We start from the raw sequence: 19,280 nt of genomic DNA on the forward strand, positions 1-19,280 counted from the left end.
CTAATCTTTCTTTATTATTCCAGAGACTAGATCCCAAATGGCCTTCTCTGGATCCTTAGCCTTAGTGACCCCACTTGCTAGCAAAACACCAACCGTTCCAAGTTCTATAGCCTTCTTAACATCCTCGCCAGTTGAAATACCTGCCCCACAGAGAACCTTAACGTCCGGGTTCACCTTCTTAACGAGCTCAACGGTATCAGTAATTACCTCCGGCTTCGCCTTGCTAACAGGTATCCCGGTTCCTATAAGCTCTGGAGGCTCAACAGCCACATAATCTGGATTTAAGGCAGCAACTGCCGCACTTACTGCTGGATTGTTAGAGCAGACCATTGTCATGAGGCCAACCTCTTCAGCCCTCCTTATTGCAGCTTCAAGATCAGCAAGAATCATCCTGTTCTCTGAGTGGTTTAAGAGCGTTCCGACGGCTCCGGCCTCTTTAACTGCCTCTGGGAGCACATGACCAGTATGGCTCCCAGGCTTTATCGGGTCAATGTGCTGAGCAAAAACTGGGATCTCAACGCTCTCTGCAATCATTCTAAGGTCAGCAAGCTGAGGAGCAACTACTATTGTTACCCCTGTTTCTTTGTATACTTTCTCAGCGGCTTTGGCTATTTCAAGAGCTCTCTTCCCAGTCGCTTCAATATATGTCTTAAAGTTTATAGCAATAATTGGCTCCTTAAGCTTAGCCATGGTTATCACCAAAGGTGAATAGCTAGTAATGTTATTAAATGTTTTTCACAACAGGACTAACAATGGGTAAAATACCTTCGAAGAAGTTGAATTACGTAGAGGTATTTTCAGAGTCCAATGCTGATAAGATTTCCTGAACCTCTCTGAGGTTTCTAGCCTTGAAGTCCGCATCAACTTTATCTCCTAAAGCTATTGATACGTCAGCTTCCCTAAACATTGAGATATCATTCTCCCAATCCCCTACTGCAACAGTTAAAGAGGGGTTAACTTCTCTCTTTATCCTCCCTAAAACCTCTCCCTTATTGTCAAAAGTTACCCTGACTATGACTTCTCCCGTTATTTCCCCCCTCTCATTGAACACGAGTTCATTGGCAACTACATAGTCAGCACCAAGAACTTGACCAATCTTCTTTGCCAAGCACATAAGTCCGCCACTTATTATGGCCGTCCTGTAATCATTCTTCTTAAGCCACTCAAAGAGCTCAACAGCATATGGCCTCAGCTCTATCTTAGAAAACGCCTCTTCAACCTCCTCCCTCTTCCTCCCCTTCCATAGAGATGCATCAAGCTTAGCCCATTCATAGTACGTTATCTCACCCGAAAAGAAGAGCTTCATATTTTTCTCAGCTTCTCTGCATGTTCCAAACTTCTTGTGCAGTATTTCCCAACTTATCATATCGGTTAATGTTCCCTCGAGGTCAAAAGCTATAAGCTTCATTCTTTCCACCCATATTCTCCTATTAGAGGGACAAAAGCTACTCCCCCTCTCTTTTTAATTTCAACACTCCCATCCTTACCCTTTACTACCTCGAGAAGCTCCTGCCACATATGATAGCTCCCCACGGGGATTATAAGCTTACCCCCGGGCTTAAGTTGCTCGACAAGTGGTTCCGGAACTTTAGGTGCTCCCGCGGTAACTATTATGACATCATAAGGTGCCTTTGGGGGAAATCCCTTGGTACCATCCCCAAGGATTACATGAACATTCTTTACTCCAGCCCTTTCAAGATTTTTCTTTGCGAATTCGACAAGTTCGGGGATTCTCTCAATTGTGTAAACATCGTTTTTAACGAGGTAAGAAATGAGAGCCGCATTCCATCCACTTCCAGTTCCGACTTCAAGAACGTTCATTCCAGGCTTTAACTTGGCGAGTTCAAGCATTATAGCAACCATATGGGGAGCAGATACAGTTTGACCAGCAGGAATTGGAAGAGGTTCATCGAGATGAGCATACCTCTTGAACCTATCCTCAACAAAAAGGTACCTCGGATACTTTAGAAAAGCTTCTTTAACCTCCTTACTTTTAATTATTCCCTCCCACTCAAGCATTTCGACAGTTCTCTTCCATTTTTCGTATAGCTCTTCCTCCCTCATCAAGCCCCCGTTGGTTGAACATTTTATTAAACCTTTGTTGTACAAAACCCGAAAATGTTATACAGAATGTACCTCTCTATTATTCTAGAACCCCTTCAGGAGGTACTAAAAATGAGAATAGCCCTTGTCCGAGTGAATCCTGGAAAAAGTGGGTATACATCAGCCTATGGATATATTGCGCCGCCTTTAGGTCTTTTATCTCTCGCGGGAGCAGTTAAAGACATTGCAAAGGTCAGAATAATTGATGGAGAAGGGAGAGGGTTATCAAACCAAGAAACCATTGAGGAAATTGAAGAATTTAATCCTGATATAGTCGGGTTTACCACAATCGCCTCAACCTATATAAACACATCCCTCAAGATTGCAAAAAGTCTAAGAAGAGAAAAGTTGGACAGTCTCATAGTATTTGGAGGTCATCATGCCACCTTCACTTATCCACTGATTTTAAAAGAAGGAATAGACGCCGTCGTTATTGGGGAAGGAGAAGCTACTTTTAGGGAGTTAGTAGAAAAGTTAGAAGAGGAAGGGGACATAAAGGAGGTTAGGGGAATAGCCTATGCGGAGGATGGGAGAATAAGAGTTTCATACAGAGAACCAATAGTCAATCTTGATGATTTGCCCATGCCAGCTTATGATCTTGTTGATCCAAAAACATATACGGCTACTATCCTTGGAGAGAACGTCAAGATAGCTTCAATAGAGACGTCTAGAGGATGTCCATACAATTGTGAATTTTGTAGTGCTTCTGCAATGTGGGGACATGCATGGAGGTGGAAAAGTAACGATCGTGTTATTAGAGAGCTAGAATACGTGAAAAATCTAGGCTACAACTGGGTCTTTTTTGTGGATGATAACTTTGTAGTTCCCCTCAAATATCAAGAAAGGCTAAAACTGCTAGATGCAATCATAGAAAACGGCCTCAACGACCTTAATTTTATAATACAAATTAGAGCGGATATAATAGCAAAACACCCTGAGCTTGCTAAAAAGCTGGCAAATGCAGGTGTTAAAATTGCGTTTATAGGGATAGAGTCAGGAAGTGAAGAAGTCCTTAGAGGCATGAGGAAAGGGCTTAAAAAAGAGGACACAGTAAATGCGGTTCAACTATTAAGCGAGCATGGAATCGTTGTCTATGGAGGAATAATAATTGGTGCACCTTATGAATCCAGGAAAGACAGAAAAGCTACATACAAATTTGTTCAAATGCTTGGAGACAATGGCCTTGATGCAATACAGATCTCGATATATACTCCACTTCCTGGAAGCGATTCCTTTTACAAGGCTCTCAAAGATAAAGCTCTTTTAACTCTTAATTGGGACTTTTACGATGCCCTCCATCCTGTAATGAGAGTGAAGGAGAAACTTTGGAGGCTATACTTTGAAAGCAGAGAAAAGACGTATATGTTTTACCTAAAGAAGTGGTGGCATGGCGTTACTAAAAAAGCTAAAAGGTACTCAAAGCCAATTTTAAGCAATGCAAAGCGTTATGTGATGCTCAGGCTCCCACGCTATATAAAGAACTTCCTCAAGCTTCCAATTGAGAGCATCCTAGTTCAAAGGGAAATTTTAAGATCAGGAAAAAATATCGATGAACTCACGGCCAAAATCCTCGAAGAAGTCTACATTGAGCATATAACGTCTTATTTAAAGCTGTTCCACGAAACAATATTAAAACAACAGAAGCAATTAAGGTATGCAAAAAGAAGCTAAAGCATTTACCTTTTGAAAGCCTCACCCTTTATAGGGAGAGTTAAAATACCTTGATTTCCGGGATCTTCATAAGCTTTAGTGTTCCATGGCAGGATTTTAAAGTTTTTAATCAGGCATCTTCAAGATTAGCCCTCTACATTTGCCTGGTTTTGGGTTTTAAATTATCTCATCGAATTTTTATCCTCAATCTACGAAAACTTTATAAATCTCATCCAAAAGCACACGAATGGGAGTGGCCGGGGTGGTGTAGCCTGGTTAGCACAGGGGACTGTGGATCCCCTAGCCCGGGTTCAAATCCCGGCCCCGGCCCCAGAAAAGAACTATTCTGAAGATAAATATTTAGAAGGGCCTCTTCAAGCAATTGAGACATGTTAATCCCGCTGTTCTTTGCAAACTCAACTAAATTAGCCTGACTGAAAGTGTTACATTTTCTTTTTTCAGGCCTCATCCCTTGGGGCGGGGAGTAGGTAACCTCACAATGTTGTTCAGTCGCATAAAGAAGTCGAGGAATTAAATGTTCGACAGGGAATATGAATTCAACAAAATTATCTCAGCAATAAACGATGGGGTGCCGCTTATAGTAGTTACGGGCATTCACCGTGTAGGTAAAACGACGCTCGTAAAAGTCCTGCTCAACGAAATAAACATACCCATTATTCATACAGATGCAAGAACTCAAGTAAGAAAATTTAGATGAAGTATCCTTAGCTCTATAAAGCAGTTTTAGGAAAGTTGGGAAAAGTTTACAGTACTAGTCTGCACAGCCTTAATGAGGCATTGTTTATAAGACCTCTCAACAAAATTGTAGAAGGTAGGGTGAAAATAGTATGAAAGCTAAGCGTGAGGCACTAATAAGCTTGTTCCAGGCAATAGAAAGAGGAGAAGTTGACAATGACATAATAGATCTTCTACTTCTCATTAATTCTATAAAGGGGATATACACAACGTCATCCTGCTCTGGAAGAATAGGGATTCTTGAGGAACCAGCTTTAGGAGCAAAACCGCTTTCCAGATGGCTAATTAAAGTTCACAGACCATTAAAGTTTGAAGAGGCGAAAGAAGCATTAAAAAGAGCAGAATCTGGGATAATCTTCCTTAAAAGCCAGCCACCGATTTTTCATGTTGTTGCAGAAGATCTTGAAAAGGCGATAGCAGTTCATGAAATAGGACTAGCGAGTGGGTTTAAATACACGACATTTAAGGCGATATCATCACGATATCTCGTGGAGATAAACGGAACAGAATACTTAACGACTCCACTCGGCAGAGATGGTAAGATTCTTGTTGATGATGAATACCTCGAGTTCGCTATAGATATAGGAAATAAAATGCTCGAGAGAGGCAAATCAAGACTCCCTAGACTCTACAAGAACTTTGAAAAATTAAAAGATGAGCTTGGGGAGGATCCCCTTTTCAAAAATCTGAGTAAGGCGAAGTTTTAGATATAAGAAGCTGCCAGTCCAGAAGGGCATTCTCTACAATGTACCTCCACTTCTCGTAACAGTCAGTGGGCAGGCTCTCTAGGTGTGAAATGTCCTGAGTTAAGGAAAATTTTCTTATTGCTCGGTCAAAGGGCTTATCATTTCCACAGTTGTGAGGGCCTCTGGGCGAACCCGCACCGACGGGATCTGAGAGAAATCTCTTCCCTGGAAACTTCCTCTTAGCCCATTTAAGAATTTCAACAACGCTCCACAGCCAGGGTGTCCTATACTCCCCTCTCTCCCATATTTTTTCATAAAGTGTCCCCTTCTGAATGTTGGTGATGTTTATCGAAAAGGTGTCTGTGTAAGGTTCTGCCTTTTCAATGCTATACTTGGCATCTTCTATTGCATCCCTCTCCGATAGGAAAATTGGCTTAAAGAGTAGGTAAGTTTTGACTCTTGCCCCTGCCTCGTGGATAATCTCACTAGCTCTAATAAACTGAGAGAAAGTGTTGCCCTTATTTATGGATACATCTGCTATGTCGTCATTTGCCGTCTCAAGTCCTAAGGCTACTTCAAACCACTTTCCTTCGATTATTTCAACAAGCTCCTTTACCCAATCTTTTCTGATTATCTCACTCCTGGTCTCAACGACAACCTCATAAACATTATCAAGCTTCGCAATTTCTTCAAATATCCTTCTCCTAGTTTCTCTTCTAACTTCAGCAGAATCAAAGAACGATCCAGATGTGAATATTCTTATTCCAAATCTACCCTCCTTCCCCTTTATCTTTTCTAGTGCCTTGAGAAAATAAGATAGAATCTCCTCCTGAGAAGTTTTCTTAGGTGATTGGGCAGGATATGAGCACATATAACAAGGATTTCCAATTCTATACCTATAACACCCGATTGTTGGGAGAATAACATAAAGCACTTTCCCAGGTTTTCCAGCAACGTTATCTTCACTAACCCAATACATGGATTTGTCATCAGCCCTATTACTTAAAAGCATTATTAACATGGAAAGGGCCAGCAAACGTTTTAAATAAAAAACAACAAAGAACTTTTTTGATGATTGACGGACAAGTAAGAACTTTTAGCAGGACAGTAAAAGCAACGATGCCTTTACATTTTTTGAGTAACCTACCTATACCTCCCGATGAAACGTTGAATTCAATAGATTACACTCTGAAAAATTTTCAGGAGGTGAACGGTGATGAGTGATTTTGGTGTGTTATCCCTGTTGCCACCTCTAGTTGCTATAGTACTTGCAATATGGACTAAAAGGGTTGTCTTTGCTCTATTTGCAGGTGTTTGGACTGGAGGAGTCATGGCAGCAGGATGGAACCCAATAACTGGAACTATCAAAACGTTCGAATGGGTTATAAACAACGTTACCGACAGTTGGAATGCAACAATACTCGTATTCGACTTCCTCATCGGTGCTGGCGTTGGGCTGATTTATAAGTCAGGAGGAGTTCACGCAGTTGCTAACGCAATAACAAAGAGAATAAAAACAAGTAGGGATGCTTCATTGCTAGGATGGCTTCTTGGAGTGCTCGTGTTCTTTGATGACTATACGAACACGATTATAGTGGGTAACACGATGAGGCCTATAACGGACAAGATGAGGGTTTCCAGAGAGATGCTCGCCTATATAGACGACTCAACAGCAGCCCCAGTAGCGGGTATAGCTATAGTATCAACGTGGATTGGATACGAGCTCGGTCTTATTAAGGAGGCCTTCTCAAAGCTCAACATTACGATGGGAGAGTACTATGCCTGGCTCCACAGTGTTCCCTATAGGTTCTACTCAATATTCGCAATAATTCTCGTGTTCATAGTAGCATACACACACAGGCACTATGGTGCAATGCTGAAGGCCGAGATGAGAGCAAGAACTACAGGAAAAGTCGTGAGAGATGGAGCAAAACCACTCATGGCAACGGAGAGCGATCTTGGAACTCCAAAAATCGAGAAAGGTAGCATTCACTTCTTCGTATGGCCAATACTCGCCCTAGTTTTCGTGACCCTATATGGTCTCTACTACACTGGTAAATCAGCATGTGAAGGAACATGTGGCATGATGGACATTTTGGGTAATGCAGATTCAGCTACATCTCTGCTCTGGGGTTCATTTGCAATGGTGATAGTTGCCCTGGCACTAGTACTCTTCACAAAGACAATGACAGTAGAAGAAGCCGAGAATGCAATAATTCAGGGAATGAAGCAGATGATGATGGCAACTGTTATTTTAGTTCTAGCATGGAGCATTAAGAGTGCAACCGAGGCAGTTGGAACTGCCGACTATGTTGTAAGGCTTGCGGAGAGTGCAAAGGTCCCAGCGGGGGTTATTCCAATAATAATATTCCTAACAGCAATGTTCATCTCATTCACGACGGGAACAAGCTGGGGAACCTTCGGAATTTTAATGCCGATAGCAATACCACTTGCCTATAAACTCGCTCCTCACGACCCACACGTTCTCTTCGCCAGCATAGGCGCTGTCTTCGCTGGAGGTATCTTCGGAGACCACTGCTCTCCAATTAGCGATACAACGATAATGAGTTCGATGTTCTCAGGTTCTGACCACATAGACCACGTCACAACCCAGATACCATACGCCGTAACGGCGGCAAGTGTTGGTATAGTTCTATACATCCTCTTCGCAGTCGGAATAAGAAGTCCAGTGGTGCTTCTCCCAATAGGCCTAGTTCTCTTAGTCTTAGCATGGTACTTCCTCAGCGAATGGTATGGGAAGAAGTACGGCATACCCCACGGAAGAGTTCCAATTTACCCAACTGAAATTTCTGAGTGAACTTTTAATTTTCCTTTTCTATTTATCTCTTAGGTGTGACTCATGGGATTGATAGAGGATAAAGCTCTAGTCGAAGCAGCACTTTTCGTGGCGGGAAGACCGCTTAGCGTCAAAGAGTTATCAAAAGCGTTGGGGATAAAATCCCTGGACTATCTAGAGAAGCTTATAGAACTGATAGCAAGTGAATACGCAGAAAGAAAAAGTGCAATAGAAGTGGTAAAAGTCGCCGGAGATAAGTGGGTAATGCAGGTAAAGCAGGAGTACTCACAGAGGGTCATTCATCTCATGCCAAAGCCCGAGCTAAGACCTGGAGAGCTGAAGACGCTTGCTCTGATAGCGTATCTTCAACCAGTTGAGCAGAGCAAGATAATAAAACTCAGAGGAAGCCAGGCGTATGAGCATATAAAGAGGCTCATAGAAATGGGCCTAATTTATGCTGAGCCCTATGAAAGAACTAAGCTTCTAGGAACAACCCAGAAGTTTGCAGAGCTTTACGGCTTTCCAGAGAACGATCCAAATATAATAAAAGAGGCCTTCAAGAAAGTTATACATGCGGAATACTCAGACCTTATGGAGAAAATAGAAAAGGGAGAAAAAAAGGGTAAGAGAGAGGAAGAAGGAGAAGAGAGTTAAAATAAGTCCTTTTAACCCCTTAACATTTTTCTACCAAAAAGAGAAAAGGTGTTTCTTGGAAATCTTAGTAGAAATCAGAGAGAAAGCCAAATACAGCCACCAAAGGCTTTTCTTCCAAAAGGTTTAAATACCAAAACCACAAGATTACTACTTAGGTGAGTGGTGTGGCGATGATCACGAAGGAAGAGATAGTCGAGAAAATTAGAAGAGAAACAGGGATGAGTATAGAAGAAATTGAAGATAGAATCCGAGAACTCATGAGGATACATGATATCTCAGAACATGCAGCAGCTCTATTGCTTGCAGAAGAACTTGGAGTTATAACAACAGAGGAAACCAGCGCCATGAAGATCTCCGATTTAAGGCCCGGAATGACAGATGTTAACATCGTAGGGAGAGTTCTCAAGAAATATCCGCCCAGGGAGTATACAAAGAAAGACGGCTCACTCGGCAGGGTGGCCAGCTTGATAATCTATGATGACACAGGAAGAGCGAGGGTTGTGCTTTGGGACTCAAAAGTTCTAGAGTACTATGACAAAATAGAAGTTGGGGACGTTGTGAAGGTTCTCGACGCTCAGGTTAGGGAAAGTCTTTCTGGACTACCAGAGTTGCATGTGAACTTTAGGGCGAGGATCGTTCTCAACCCAGAGGATCCAAGGGTTGAGGATATCCCCCCAATAGAAGAAGTCAGAATAACAACATACACTAGAAAGAAGATAAAGGACATTGAAGCTGGTGACAGGTTTGTTGAAGTTAGGGGTACAATAGCAAAAGTTTACAGAGTCCTCGTTTACGATGCTTGTCCAGAGTGTAAGAAGAAAGTTGACTACGACCCAGGAATGGGTGTGTGGATTTGCCCAGAGCATGGTGAAGTCGAACCGATCAAAATTACAATACTAGATTTTGGCCTCGATGACGGAACTGGCTACATAAGGGTCACGTTATTTGGAGACGACGCCGAGGAACTGCTCGGTGTTAGCCCGAACGAGATCTCGGAAAAGATACGAGAAATGGAAAGCATGGGAATGAGCATGAAAGAAGCTGCCAGGAAACTTGCAGAAGAGGACTTTTACAAGATAGTTGGGAAAGAGATAGTTGTGAGAGGAAACGTCATAGAGGACAGGTTCTTAGGGCTAATACTGAGGGCATCTTCCTGGGAGGAAGTCAATTACAGGGAAGAGATTGAGAGAATAAAGAGAGAACTTGAGGAAATGGGGGTGATGTGAAATGGAACAGCAAATTCGAAGAAGAAAACCAGCTATTGAGAGAAAAATAAGTGAGATTAGGGAAGATGACACGAGGATATCAATAATAGGTAAGGTAATCAAGGTCGACAAGATGGAGTACATGTTCTGGGTGGATGACAAGACTGGAGTAGCGATGGTAGAGGCGGAAAGCGACCTGCCAAGAGTCGGTCAGGTTGTTAGGGTAATAGGGAGAATCATAAGGAATGAAGAAGGAATGCACATATACGCTGAGGTTATTCAGGACTTCAGCGACGCAGATTTGGAGGCCCTTGAGGAAATTATGGAGCTTGAAAGAAAGATACTACCCCAGCTTGATAGAGAAGTTATGATGTGGTGGTCAGAATGAAGAAGAGGATGCCCGCGACTAGAGTTTATATTAAAGATATCCTCGAGGGGTACTTCGTCAAAAGTGAGGGAGATTTTGAGCCCAATTACCTGATAACGAGGTACGGGAGGAAGATATACAGGGCAAAGATAGTTGGAACAGTAGTTAGGGAACCCCTAATAGCTGAGGATGAAACTTACGGAAAGTTCCAGATAGATGATGGAACGGGTGTTATATGGGTTCTTGGATTTAGAGACGACACAAAGTTCGCAAAGCTAGTTAAAAAAGGAGACTTAGTTCAAGTTATAGGAAAGATAGCTGAATGGAGAGATGACAAGCAAATACTTGTCGAGGGTGTTGCAAGAGTTCATCCCAATATGTGGATACTGCACCGCTATGAGGCCTTAAAGGAGAAGATAGAGCACATAAGGAAGGCCAGGATAGCACTAGAGATATACAACCAGTACGGAATTACAGCAAAATCCAAGGTCATAGCCAAAAATAAGGGAATAGATGAGGAACTCCTCGAAACAATCGATGAGCTCTACGGGATAATGATGGAGCAGAGGGCCGTTGAAGAGCCTGTTGAAGAACTCTTAGAAGAGGAAATTGGAGAAGAGACTGAAAAAGAAGAGAACGAACTCTTAGAAAAGGCAAAGAAAGATATTCTGGAGATATTGAAGCAAAAGAAAGTTGCTGTTTCGAGGAAATACATAATAAAGAAGCTAGGGGACAAATATGACGAAGAGACAATTGAAGATGCCTTAGCAGAGCTACTAATCGATGGAGAAATCTATGAGCCAGAAACTGGGTACTATAAGTTGCTCTAGAAAATGTTAAGTATTTGAAGGAAGGAATCCTAGAAGGTGGGCATTAATGGAGGAGAGCTCGGGGATGCAACTTGTTAATAAGTTTGTAGTTTCACTGCCCGAAGGAAGGATCCTAGGATACGTTACCGACATTAATGTTGAAGTCTCTGGGGATCAGTATGTATTTATTTTCAAAATGAAGGCAATAGAAAACGTCTCAAGAGGAGAATTCCACTCAGGTATGTTTTCATCCGAAAAGAAAGTAAAAGTAAAGCCCTCGGATATTGTAAATGTAGGGCCTGACGTTATAGTTCTTGGAGATGGAAAAGTTCCCCCACTAAGGGAGATAGAGAGACTAGCCCAAATATCAGAGGAGTATAACAATCTTGTTAGGGAGCTAGAGAAAAAAGAAGAAGAGATAAAGAAGCTAAGGGAGGAAAAAGAAAAACTCGAAAGAGAACTAGAAGAGCTTAAGAGAAAATTAAGAAGACTTGAAGTTCTAGAAGATGACTTCGATCATCTGAAAGAACAACTTCTCAAACAAGAAGGTCAACTTGAGATGGCAAGGGAGTATATTAAACTATTAGAAGGCATAAGGCATGACATTGACTCAATTAAAGCAAATATAGAGAATCTGATTTCAGGATACATAGAAGACATTATGAGGAAGGTGGTTAATGACGAACTAAATGCCAGAGGACTAAAAAGAACACCTATTTAACCAAATATCTTTGGCCCGACAACATGGAGCAGTATTTCAACCATTATGAATATCAAAACTAATGCTATTGCTCCCTTTGGACTTATTTTTACTGCCCTTGTGTCTTCGTCAAAGAATCTCATCAAACCGGCTCCTGTAGGAGGTAGTGTTGTCTTCTCCTTTGCCATTTCACTCTCACCTTGCTACATTGATACAAAACTTATTTATAAAAATTCCCCCTAATTTAACAATGCCCCCGGGAAACCGCGGCGGGGGAGCGAGGCGGCGAGCTGTGATCCCGCTTCGCTCCCCGGGGGCACAGTTATTCATCCTCAATGTAAGGGGCTGTTATAACTTTTCTAATTTCTTTGGCTATTTTTTCACCAATTCCCTCAACTTTCATAAGTTCCGGAACACTAGCGGTGAATACCCTCTCAACGCTACCAAAATGCCTCAATAATCTCTTAGCTAAGGTTGCAGAGACATGCGGAAGACCCTCAACTATTAACCTCTGCCTTTCAGCTAGAGTTAATGCTTTTTTCTCGCTTCTTATCCTTACATCTTTCTCTTTCTCCTCCTGCTCTCTCTTGGCAATCAAATAAATATACTGGGCTGTCTCTTCAGGTGTTGAGGAGAATATTACGGGGACCCCAAAATCAACGGTAACGGCGGCTATCGCACCCCTTATTGCATTTGGATGAACGTTCCTAATTCCGTATAATTGCCCCTCTATTATGATTATTGGCCGAGAATACGCATCTTTAAGTCTCTTTACCTGATCAAATAACCTCCCATCGATTATAGATTGAATGAAGTCATTTGCAGATTTTCTTTCTATCGCGACATCCTCACTAACTATATAATCCCCCACGTCGAGAGTCTTGAATTCTAAAGACACACCAAGCATTTTCAACCTCTTCACAACTTCACTCCTTAACTCCCTCGTATCCACCACTATCCTAACTCCCCTCTTTTCTATCTTTTCTGTTATACTCTTCTCCTCGCTTCTCTTCTCAAGCCAAGCTTCCAATGTCCTCTTTTCTTCCTGCTTTTTAACAAAGCTCTCCAATGAAGTTTGCCTTTGCTTTTTGACCATCTGGCTTACTTTCCTTATTGTTTCTTGCATAACCTTCTCCTTCTGTCTTGAACTCCAGTAATAGGCCTCATCCCTAGTGCCCTTCGCCATTAATATTACAACCCTTCCTGGCCTATGCCTTCCAGTTCTTCCTCTCCTTTGAATACTCCTAATTGCAGAGGGCACGGGTTCGTAAAATACCACTAGATCCACCTCAGGGACATCCAAACCCTCTTCACCAACGCTAGTTGCCACCAAAACGTTGAATTCACCCCTAGAAAATTCATCCAAAACCAGCTTCTGTTCCCTCTGACTCATTCCTTTATCGTTCTCCTTAGTAGCCTGGCCAACAAATCTCTTAGATTTTATTCCTTCCCTGGAGAGCTCCTCAACTATCTTTTTCGACGTCTCCCTATAGTTAGTAAACACGATTATCTTCGAAGATGGCTTCTTTTTTAGCTGATCCTTTATTAAATCTTTCAGCTTGTCAAGCTTTGGATGATCCAAACCTATTTCTCTCGCCTGAACAAGGAGAGAAATAGCTTTTTTCATTCTCTTGTCAGCGAATAGTTCCTTACTCGCCTTTGTCGATCCAGATTTAGCCTCTTCATAAAGTTTCTTTAAATAGACCCTAAGAGCCGAAAGTCCCTGGGTCTCCAGAAGCTCTATGGCATGATGTAACTTAAGCGCCATTGCATGGAAGAGAAGTAACTTTCTTAGATCATGGTTTCCCTTGGCCATCTCCTCGTTTATTATCTGGCCAGCCTTCAGGACTTCTTTTTTTGGGATATCGGGGGATGCGGAATCTATGAGGCCGGCTTCAGCAAGAGGTCTTAGAGCGTCTTTAAGCATCTCCCTCAGAAGCTTCCTAACCTCCTTATATAGCTCGGGCAATTCAACTTTAATCCACTCAAATTTTATCCCTTGAACGTAAGGTTTGACGTCAGGAGAATTTTCAGATCTATATTCTATGTGCTCTATCCCTAAGTTGTCCAGAACCTCCATTATCTTCTCAGGGGTGCTACCAGGTGAAGCCGTTAAACCAATAACTAGGGGATTCTTAGCCTGAGTTCTATACTCTTTAGCTATATAAACATAGGCATAGTTACCAACCGCTCTGTGGGCCTCATCAAATATTAGGAGGACAACGTCCTCAAGGCTTATTCTTCCAACGAGAATGTCATTTTCTATTGTTTGAGGAGTAGCAATAATTACTTTAGCCTTGGCCCATGCCTTTGCCCTTTCATTTGGGCTTGTCTCTCCAGTCAAAGCAACTATCTTATCGGATGGAAGTGCAAAGAACTTTCTGAAAGTTTCTGCATGTTGTAGAACTAATGGCTTCGTGGGGGCGAGCATGAGAACTTTTCCTCCGTACTTTCTAAGCCTGTAATCAGCTATCATCATTGCAATTATAGTTTTTCCTAACCCCGTTGGCAGTACTATTAAGCAGTTCCTGTCCTTACACTTTGCATATATTACCTCCTGATACACCCTTGGCTGTAGCAGATCCCTTCGTAGATACATCCTAGTCTTGCCCTCCTAAAATTAACACAATTACATTTAAGCCTGTTTGGAATGGGAAAAGTGGAGGATATTATCTTTTTATTGAGGATAATATCGTCTGAAGGAGTTCTTGGCTATTGACGGCTATTATATCAAGCTTTTCAGTTGCACTAAACGAAACCACGATATCATTTCCATTTGAGTCTTTAACTAAAGCTCCAGCTTCCCTAGCTATTATCACCCCAGCTGCTATATCCGTTGGCCTTACGTATCTCCTAATGTCAACAACACCATCGAGAGCACCCATGGCTAGGTAAGCCAGCTCAAGTGCTATTGCACCTAAAGTTCTGGTTCTCTTAACGTGATTAAGTATCTCAATTCCTTCTCCTCGGGTGTAGAAGCTTATTGCTGGCTTTTCTATAGGTTCTCTAACCCTAATTTTTTCCCCATTTAGGTAAGCACCTTTTCCCGGTATACCCTCGAACAATCTGTCTGTTATGGGTTCATATATAAAGGCATAAATAGGCTGGTTTTCTTCAAATATCGCAACACTAATTGCAAAAAAGGGTATTCCGGATATGAAGTTATAAGAACCATCTAAAGGATCAACCAGGGCAGTATATTTGCTTCCTTGGTTTATTGATCCAATTTCTTCGCTTACTATATTTATCCCCAACTTTCTGAGCTTCGCTAATATTGAATCTTCTGCAATTTTATCAATTAATTTAGTCTCATCTCCACTCGGGCTTATTGCTATGGTTTTTGAAGCCCTTGGATCTCCAAATAGTGGCATCACATTACTCTCAACTTCGTGGACAATATCTAAAGCTACCCTTCTCCACCATTTCACACTCATGTTCATGCCCCCATAAGCATTCTGAGAAGGTTTCTAGTTCCCGGAGCAAAGCCTAATATGAATATTACCATCTTTATGAAATTTAAAAGTTCTTTTTCCTCTCCCTCCTCCTCAAGCTTTTTCATTATCCAAAGGGCTGCGTATAGGACTATGAATTTTAATAGGTACATTACACCAGCAGTTCCCGTCAATCCAATCAACAACCTCGGTAAAACGTGCTGTTCCCAGTACCCCATGAAATCAACGCCAACAAAAGTTGTCGTGGCATCGTAGAAGTGAACATAGAATAGGTAAGAATTCTCACGGACTATTGCTAATTTTTTTGTCATAAGAAAAACGGTAGCTTCGGCCAAGGCTACAAATGGGATGAAATACTTTAGTACCTCCAAGTTAAAGTGTATCTTATTAAGATTAGCTCCCATGGCGGCGAAATCTACCATAACAAGACCCCAGCCAAACCAGAGAAAGACACCACGCCAGTCTTTGAAGAATTTTTTACAGATTATCAAGGCTGGAAATGCTATTGAAAACACTAAAAAGTATATCCCTGGCGAAACCGTTATATATGTTCTCGGAAATACGCCAGCGTCAGTTAGTGCCCTGGTAAAAGCCCCAAAAACCATGTAAGGGATTAAAGCTCTAAAAAACGCATTGTCAATCTCTATTTTTAATTTCTTCAGAACCTTATAAACTACTAAAGTTGCCACGCCGAGAATTATCGCATACACAAGCGTATTTACAGGGTTGTATCCCGTGTTATATTTTATCGGGTTGATGAAGTACTTCTCAAAGAACTCCTTCAGCATTCAATCACCAAACTAGAGAAGGGGGATAGAAAATAAAAATATATTGTAGGAGATCAGAACATTGGACAAATATCCTTCTCAGTCGGTGGTTCTGGGTTGAGACCTTTCCTCTGTCTAATCTGCCTGATTATCTGCATTGCAAGCTCATTTGGAACTCTCTTGAATCCTGCATGTTCGGTGCTCCATAGTGCTCTACCGCTTGTTGCACTTCTTATGGCACCTGCGAATCCGAACATCTCAGCTACTGGGGCCTCAGCAATTATTGTCATGACCTCTCCTTCTTGCTTCATGTCAACAAGCTGTCCTCTCCTCTGGCTTATCTCTCTGCTAACGGCACCCATGTATTCGTAAGGTATGTTGATGATAACCTTCTGGTAGGGTTCATAGAGAACTGGGCCTGCCTTCATCATTGCACAGTGAATTGCAGTTCTAATTGCTGGATAAATTTGGGCTGGACCTCTGTGGACGTTGTCCTCGTGAACCTGAGCATCTAGGAGTCTAACTATAACCTTCATTACTGGTTCCCTTGCAAGTGGTCCCTCATCCATTGCTTGGTGGAATCCATCGATTAGCAAATCCATAACCTCGTTGAGGTACTGGATACCCTTGGTGTTGTCAAGGAACATGTTACCGTTGTAAACGTCCACTATACCTCTAGCGATGTCATAATCCATTCCAAGTTCTGCAAGCTTCTTTGCAACTTCCTTTGGATTCCTAACCCTACCCTCCGGAATTATTCCCTCTTTGATTGCATTGTAGATCTCATCTGGCATTGGCTCAACTACAATGTAGAACCTGTTGTGCCTGTTTGGTGACTTACCTTCAACCATTGGACTTGGCTTGGTTATGCTCTCTCTATAGACAACTATTGGCTCCGATACCTCTATGTCAATTCCCCAGTCTCTCTTCAGCTTGTGAAGCTTAACTTCTAGGTGGAGCTCTCCCATACCGCTCAAGAGGTGCTGGCCAGTCTCTTCATCTATCTTAACGTGAAGTGTTGGATCTTCCTTAGCCAACTGTCTGAGAGCCTCAATAAGCCTTGGAAGGTCTTTAACATTCTTTGCCTCAATGGCAACTGTAACTACTGGCTCGCTGACGTAGTGGAGAGCTTCGAATGGCTCAATTGGCTCCTGTGCAACAGTTTCACCAGCCATTGCATCCCTGAGACCAGTGACAGCAACTATATTTCCAGCTGGAACTGCATCCATGTTGATTCTCTCTGGACCCATGTAAATACCGACCTGCTGGATTCTAGCCTTCCTCTTGGTGTTGATGAGGTACACTTCCATACCGCTCTTTACAGTACCGCTCCAAACTCTTCCAGTTGCAACTTCTCCAGCGTGCTTGTCAATGATTATCTTGGTGACAACCATTACCATTTTACCCTTTGGATCACAGTTGAGCATTGCCTGTCCAATGTCGCTGTTTATGTCTCCCTGCCAGAGGTGTGGAATTCTGTATTTCTGGGCCTCAATTGGGTTTGGAAGGTGCCTAACTACCATATCAAGAACAACCACGTGGAGCGGAGCCTTCTGTCTTAGGGTCTTGTTGTCTCCCTTCAGGGTCAGGTCGATTATCTCATTGAACTTAACTCCCGTCCTCTGCATGAATGGAACGCTTAGAGCCCAGTTGTAGTAGGCTGAACCAAACGCAACGCTACCGTCTTCAACCCTCACCATCCACTTCTTCTTGTACTCTTCTGGGGCGTACCTCTGAATTAACCTGTTAACATCCATGATTATCTTGGAGAACCTTTCCATCATCTGCTGGGGTGTGAGCTTGAGCTCTCTGATTAATCTATCAACCTTGTTAATGAACAATACCGGCTTAACGTATTCCCTAAGAGCCTGCCTTACAACGGTCTCTGTCTGTGGCATTACTCCCTCTACAGCATCAACCACAATGATAACACCGTCAATTGCTCTCATAGCCCTCGTAACGTCACCACCAAAATCAACGTGTCCAGGAGTGTCAATGAGGTTAATCAGGTAATCCTTACCTTCGTAGTTGTGAACCATAGAAACGTTTGCTGCGTTAATTGTGATACCTCTTGCCTGCTCTTGTTCGTCGAAATCCAAGACAAGCTGCTTTCCAGCCAGCTCTTCGCTGATCATTCCAGCCCCAGCCAGCAGATTATCACTCAGTGTTGTTTTACCGTGGTCAATGTGAGCAGCTATTCCTATATTTCTTATTCTTTCAGGCTGGAGCATGAGTTCCTTAATCTTTGCAATCATTTCCTCTCTCCTACCCATTTCCACCACCCTTGATGAGCTTGCTCGGGTTTACTTAAAAGGTAGGGTTATAAAGCTTTTCCCAGCCACAAAAACCTTTGGAATCTTAACGATATAAACAGAGTTCTTTGAAAAATCAGAAGAAGAGCTCTGCCTTATAAGCAAATCATCTAAAATGAGATCACTCAACCTCAACTGCATCCATAGCAACTTTAATCCATCTTAGGTAAGAGTTAACAGTTCCCCTCATTGCAGATGAATCAGTTGCTTTTATTTCAAGAATTATCCTATTATCGTCCAATAAGAACTCAATTTCGCTCCTTCTATAAGGAACACTTAGGTGCTCGTATAAAACAGCCTTGTAAACGACCTCAGCAACTTCCTTAGAAGGAAACTCAATCACTATTCTCCCCATTACTCTCTTCGGTTTCACGTCTGCCCCTCCTCCGTACTTTAAGACCCAAAATAGCCTCCTTATAATCCCATCTTCTGCCGTCCTCCATTATCCATATCTTAACGTTAATTAGGGGACCAACTGGCCTATCTTTCGTGACATCAAGTCTGTAAAAGTTTATGGACATTCCTCTCGGATGTCTCTCTATTACTGCCAAAACATCAGTGTTATACCTATCAGCTATTGACATCAGACTTTTATCCCCTCTAGGAACGAACTTACCCGTGGTTAGTTCAGCAAAAACTTGTGCAAACGCTATGTGATCCCATCCAACTCTCTTTGCCGTAGTTACAATAAGAGGCATGTCCTCCCTAATGGGATTTAGACCCTTAAATCCAATCTCTCTCTGAAGCTTTATGCCGTGAAGGTAGAGATAGCCAAGGTAGCCCCAATCTTCAGGATCAACCTTTATGAATGTCATTTTCAGAGGGTTACCCTTCCAGACGTTAAGTATAAGCAACCTCTCGTAACCCCTATCATAGGCCTCCATGAGAAGCTCTTGGATTGTCTTTTTCCCCCTAGTTATGTAGAGAGAATTAGGGAACACCCTTTCTAAATCGTGTCCAAAACTTCTAGTCCTCCTAGTCGGTCTGTGGGAAGTTGTTATTAACATCATGACTATCCCTTC

At 42.3% G+C, this 19,280-nt stretch carries 20 protein-coding genes and 1 tRNA gene; 10 read left to right on the forward strand and 11 right to left on the reverse strand.

The features are described 5' to 3' along the window. From tpiA to PY04_RS00110, 3 genes are all read right to left on the reverse strand, one after another. Window positions 1–690 (reverse strand): triose-phosphate isomerase, encoded by a 690-nt coding sequence (tpiA, locus tag PY04_RS00100; protein WP_014733151.1) that lies wholly within the window; start codon window positions 688–690, stop codon window positions 1–3. Window positions 691–781: 91 nt separating this feature from the next. Then, window positions 782–1,408, reverse strand: a complete 627-nt coding sequence (locus tag PY04_RS00105; protein WP_014733152.1) for an HAD-IB family phosphatase — start codon at window positions 1,406–1,408, stop codon at window positions 782–784. Next, window positions 1,405–2,064: a protein-L-isoaspartate(D-aspartate) O-methyltransferase gene (locus PY04_RS00110; RefSeq protein ID WP_014733153.1), complete on the reverse strand. Its 660-nt coding sequence runs from the start codon at window positions 2,062–2,064 to the stop codon at window positions 1,405–1,407. Before PY04_RS00110 ends, PY04_RS00105 begins: the two co-directional genes overlap by 4 nt. A gap of 111 nt (window positions 2,065–2,175) precedes the next feature. On the opposite strand from PY04_RS00110, the gene PY04_RS00115 reads away from it, so the two are divergent. The 4 genes from PY04_RS00115 to PY04_RS00130 all read left to right on the forward strand — a co-directional run bounded on the left by PY04_RS00115 (window position 2,176) and on the right by PY04_RS00130 (window position 5,216). Then, entirely contained in the window at window positions 2,176–3,774 is a 1,599-nt protein-coding gene (locus PY04_RS00115; protein ID WP_014733154.1) for a B12-binding domain-containing radical SAM protein, read from the forward strand. 235 nt (window positions 3,775–4,009) lie between these two features. Continuing rightward, window positions 4,010–4,086, forward strand: a tRNA-His gene (locus PY04_RS00120). Window positions 4,087–4,288: 202 nt separating this feature from the next. Then, window positions 4,289–4,471, forward strand: a complete 183-nt coding sequence (locus tag PY04_RS09600) for an ATP-binding protein (RefSeq protein WP_048055833.1) — start codon at window positions 4,289–4,291, stop codon at window positions 4,469–4,471. A 130-nt stretch (window positions 4,472–4,601) separates the two neighbouring features. Then, window positions 4,602–5,216, forward strand: coding sequence for a hypothetical protein (locus PY04_RS00130; RefSeq protein WP_014733155.1), 615 nt, complete (start codon window positions 4,602–4,604; stop codon window positions 5,214–5,216). Here PY04_RS00130 and PY04_RS00135 read toward each other — a convergent pair. After that, a complete protein-coding gene (locus PY04_RS00135) occupies window positions 5,188–6,174 on the reverse strand; it encodes an archaeosine biosynthesis radical SAM protein RaSEA (RefSeq protein ID WP_014733156.1) in 987 nt (328 codons plus the stop codon). The two genes, PY04_RS00130 and PY04_RS00135, sit on opposite strands and share 29 nt — an antisense overlap. 237 nt (window positions 6,175–6,411) lie before the next feature. On the opposite strand from PY04_RS00135, the gene PY04_RS00140 reads away from it, so the two are divergent. From PY04_RS00140 to PY04_RS00165, 6 genes are all read left to right on the forward strand, one after another. After that, window positions 6,412–8,013, forward strand: a complete 1,602-nt coding sequence (locus PY04_RS00140; protein WP_014733157.1) for a Na+/H+ antiporter NhaC family protein — start codon at window positions 6,412–6,414, stop codon at window positions 8,011–8,013. 42 nt (window positions 8,014–8,055) lie between these two features. Next, complete coding sequence (gene scpB / locus PY04_RS00145; RefSeq protein WP_014733158.1) at window positions 8,056–8,646, forward strand: SMC-Scp complex subunit ScpB; 591 nt, start codon at window positions 8,056–8,058, stop codon at window positions 8,644–8,646. Window positions 8,647–8,810: 164 nt separating this feature from the next. Further along, on the forward strand, window positions 8,811–9,872 hold the full coding sequence (locus tag PY04_RS00150; RefSeq protein WP_048055834.1) for an OB-fold nucleic acid binding domain-containing protein: 1,062 nt from the start codon (window positions 8,811–8,813) through the stop codon (window positions 9,870–9,872). Window position 9,873: 1 nt separating this feature from the next. Then, window positions 9,874–10,239: a hypothetical protein gene (locus PY04_RS00155; RefSeq protein ID WP_014733160.1), complete on the forward strand. Its 366-nt coding sequence runs from the start codon at window positions 9,874–9,876 to the stop codon at window positions 10,237–10,239. Next, complete coding sequence (locus PY04_RS00160; RefSeq protein ID WP_014733161.1) at window positions 10,236–11,048, forward strand: OB-fold nucleic acid binding domain-containing protein; 813 nt, start codon at window positions 10,236–10,238, stop codon at window positions 11,046–11,048. Before PY04_RS00155 ends, PY04_RS00160 begins: the two co-directional genes overlap by 4 nt. A gap of 46 nt (window positions 11,049–11,094) precedes the next feature. Further along, window positions 11,095–11,748: a hypothetical protein gene (locus tag PY04_RS00165; protein ID WP_048055835.1), complete on the forward strand. Its 654-nt coding sequence runs from the start codon at window positions 11,095–11,097 to the stop codon at window positions 11,746–11,748. Here the strand turns inward: PY04_RS00165 and PY04_RS00170 are convergent. From PY04_RS00170 to PY04_RS00200, 7 genes are all read right to left on the reverse strand, one after another. Further along, window positions 11,745–11,915: a preprotein translocase subunit Sec61beta gene (locus PY04_RS00170; protein WP_014733163.1), complete on the reverse strand. Its 171-nt coding sequence runs from the start codon at window positions 11,913–11,915 to the stop codon at window positions 11,745–11,747. The genes PY04_RS00165 and PY04_RS00170 overlap by 4 nt on opposite strands. Window positions 11,916–12,049: 134 nt before the next feature. Next, complete coding sequence (locus PY04_RS00175; RefSeq protein ID WP_014733164.1) at window positions 12,050–14,326, reverse strand: DEAD/DEAH box helicase; 2,277 nt, start codon at window positions 14,324–14,326, stop codon at window positions 12,050–12,052. A 70-nt stretch (window positions 14,327–14,396) separates the two neighbouring features. Continuing rightward, entirely contained in the window at window positions 14,397–15,161 is a 765-nt protein-coding gene (locus PY04_RS00180) for a bifunctional fructose-bisphosphatase/inositol-phosphate phosphatase (protein WP_014733165.1), read from the reverse strand. Window positions 15,162–15,163: 2 nt separating this feature from the next. After that, window positions 15,164–15,967 (reverse strand): DUF63 family protein, encoded by an 804-nt coding sequence (locus PY04_RS00185; protein WP_014733166.1) that lies wholly within the window; start codon window positions 15,965–15,967, stop codon window positions 15,164–15,166. Window positions 15,968–16,020: 53 nt separating this feature from the next. Beyond that, window positions 16,021–18,219: an elongation factor EF-2 gene (locus PY04_RS00190; protein ID WP_048055836.1), complete on the reverse strand. Its 2,199-nt coding sequence runs from the start codon at window positions 18,217–18,219 to the stop codon at window positions 16,021–16,023. 160 nt (window positions 18,220–18,379) lie between these two features. Beyond that, window positions 18,380–18,613 (reverse strand): KEOPS complex subunit Pcc1, encoded by a 234-nt coding sequence (pcc1, locus tag PY04_RS00195; protein ID WP_014733168.1) that lies wholly within the window; start codon window positions 18,611–18,613, stop codon window positions 18,380–18,382. Beyond that, window positions 18,594–19,268: a ribosomal biogenesis protein gene (locus tag PY04_RS00200; RefSeq protein ID WP_014733169.1), complete on the reverse strand. Its 675-nt coding sequence runs from the start codon at window positions 19,266–19,268 to the stop codon at window positions 18,594–18,596. The genes pcc1 and PY04_RS00200 overlap by 20 nt, the downstream gene beginning before the upstream one ends. Between the last annotated feature and the right edge of the window lie 12 nt (window positions 19,269–19,280).

This window comes from Pyrococcus sp. ST04, from assembly GCF_000263735.1.
GTDB lineage: Archaea > Methanobacteriota_B > Thermococci > Thermococcales > Thermococcaceae > Pyrococcus.